The sequence below is a fragment of the Catenibacterium sp. genome, from assembly GCF_052354645.1.
In the GTDB taxonomy this organism is placed as follows: Bacteria; Bacillota_I; Bacilli_A; order Erysipelotrichales; family Coprobacillaceae; genus Catenibacterium; species Catenibacterium mitsuoka_A.
Genome location: NZ_DAWDDM010000295.1, coordinates 1 through 2,395, shown reverse-complemented (window position 1 = coordinate 2,395; position 2,395 = coordinate 1). Strand labels below are relative to the sequence as shown.

The 2,395-nt window shown below is 33.0% G+C and carries 3 protein-coding genes; all 3 read left to right on the top strand.

Annotated elements, in window-relative coordinates; translation table 11 throughout:
- On the top strand, positions 1–1,139 hold a 1,139-nt coding region (locus ACT8VG_RS10195; protein ID WP_444195797.1), incomplete at its 5' end, for a sensor histidine kinase.
- A complete protein-coding gene (locus ACT8VG_RS10190; protein WP_444195796.1) occupies positions 1,132–1,806 on the top strand; it encodes a response regulator in 675 nt (224 codons plus the stop codon). The genes ACT8VG_RS10195 and ACT8VG_RS10190, both read left to right, overlap by 8 nt.
- A gap of 43 nt (positions 1,807–1,849) precedes the next feature.
- A partial coding sequence (locus tag ACT8VG_RS10185; protein WP_444195795.1) for an ABC transporter substrate-binding protein occupies positions 1,850–2,395 on the top strand: 546 nt, incomplete at its 3' end.

Below are 2,395 nucleotides of genomic sequence, written 5' to 3'. Positions count from 1 at the left end.
TATTAATTATTTTCTTTAAATCATTTATTTTATATATATTCATCATGATACTTATGAATTTCTTTGATCATCGTGTTAAGGAATATCCATTTGAGAATATTCTCTTTCTACTTATTGAAACACTTATAGGCTTTATTATTATGAAATCATTGTATTTCATTTATAATGGTATTATCTATTTGATATTCAGTGATGCATTATTTAGATTTAAAGAGAATAAATATGTTAAGTGGCTGACTATTCCGTTAAGTCTACTTCTTATTATTTCTAATTATAATTTCTTCAGTACATTATTTCCTCTTGTGAATGCTGATGCATATCTAAATGTGTATACAAGTACGACAAGAGGGTTATTACAGGTAGGAATCAATTTACTAGATATTGTGAATTTATTGTTCTTTATTTTATTCTTGATGATTTATATTGCGAATGAAGTACAGGAAAATGAACGTATGACACAGGAATTAATCATGGTTCATCAAGTCAATCATGAATTAGAGAATTATGCTGCAGTAAGTGAAAAGATTGCAGAAGATAAAGAAAGAAAAAGACTGGCTCGTGAAATACATGATACATTAGGACATGCATTAACAGGAATTGCAGCAGGTGTTGATGCCTGTATTGCGATGATCGATATCAATCCTCAGGCAACCAAACAACAATTGATGGTTATCAGTAAAGTTGTAAGGCAGGGAATTGGGGATGTACGTAATTCATTGAATAAATTACGACCTGGTGCTTTAGAACAGCATGGCTTTAAAGGTGCATTAGAAAATATGATTGAAGAATTCACCAGTGTCAGTGATCTAGAAATCACCTTAGACTATCGTCTTGAGAAGGTGGACTTTGAGAATACAAAAGAAGATATTTTATTTAGAGTCATTCAGGAAAGTATTACTAATGCAGTAAGGCATGGAGATGCAACGCATATTAATATTTCTATATATATAGAAGATCAGAAATTGAAACTAGAAATCCAGGATAATGGACAGGGATGTGAAGAGATTCATTATGGCTTTGGATTAAAACAGATGAGAGAACGTTTATCTATGATCAATGGAAAAGTGACATATGATGGACATCATGGTTTCTTAACAGTGGTCACAATTCCAATACAGGAGGGAGAACTTTATGATTAAAGTAATGATTGCGGATGATCAGGAACTGATTAGAGAATCATTGAAAATAGTATTAAGTACACATGAAGATATTGATGTGGTAGATACTGCATCAGATGGTTTTGAAGTACTAAAATGTTTAGAGAAGTATGTCGTTGATGTTATTTTGATGGATATTCGTATGCCAGGTTTGGATGGTGTTATGGCTACTAAGGAAGTGAAGACGAAATATCCTAATACAAAGATTATTATATTGACTACTTTTGATGATGATGACTTTGTCTTTAGTGCTTTGCGCTATGGTGCGAGTGGTTATTTATTAAAAGGTGTATCAATGGATGAACTCTATAAAGCAATTGTGACAGTCAATACCGGAGGCGCAATGATTAATCCTGATATTGCGACAAAAGTCTTCAGTATGTTCTCTAAGATGCAGCAGAATAACTATACTATTAAAGTGGATGAAAAGGATGTAGAAACATTAAGTAAGCCAGAATGGAAAGTAATTCAGCATGTGGGCTATGGCTTATCCAATAAAGAAATTGCCCAGAAACTCTTCTTATCTGAAGGAACTGTAAGAAACTACTTGAGTTCTATCCTCTCTAAATTAAATTTAAGAGACCGTACACAGCTGGCTATATGGGCAGTAGAAAGTGGTCTTATGACAAGGACGTTTGATGATGAATAGGTCAAAGATTTTTCTCGGTATTGTTGTTTTTTCACTCTTTTTCATGATTGTCGCAAATTACCCGGATACAATTACCCTGGAGTTAGGTGTTTTCTCAGGAAGTAACTGGGATGTACCAAGCGGAGAGAGCTATAAAATCATTGATGGCGCTATAGAACGATTTGAAAAGAAATATCCAGGGGTTAAAGTGAAGTATGAGAGTGGAATCATGAAGAATGATTATTCTTCATGGCTTTCAGCTAAGATTGTCAAGGGAGAAGAACCGGATGTTTTTATGATTCTTGATGATGATTTTAATACATTGAGTTCTATTGGTGCACTTGCTGAAATAGACAGTTATATGTCTTTTGATCAGAATTTTAGTACGGATGATTATTATTCCAGTGTTTTAAAAGCAGGAACGTATTCGAATAGTCAATATGCACTTCCTTATGAATGTAATCCGACATTGATGTTTGTGAATAAGACTCTTCTGGAAAATTGTCATATTCAGATGCCTGATAATGATTGGACATTGGATGATTTCTATTCTATATGTAAAAAGGTAAGTGAGTATTCTTCAAATTATTATGGCTATTATGATTATGAA

Excerpts from the sequence above, each read along its gene's own strand:
- ACT8VG_RS10190 (WP_444195796.1), top strand. The coding sequence starts at position 1,132 with ATGATTAAAGTAATGATTGCGGATGATCAGGAACTGATTAGAGAATCA.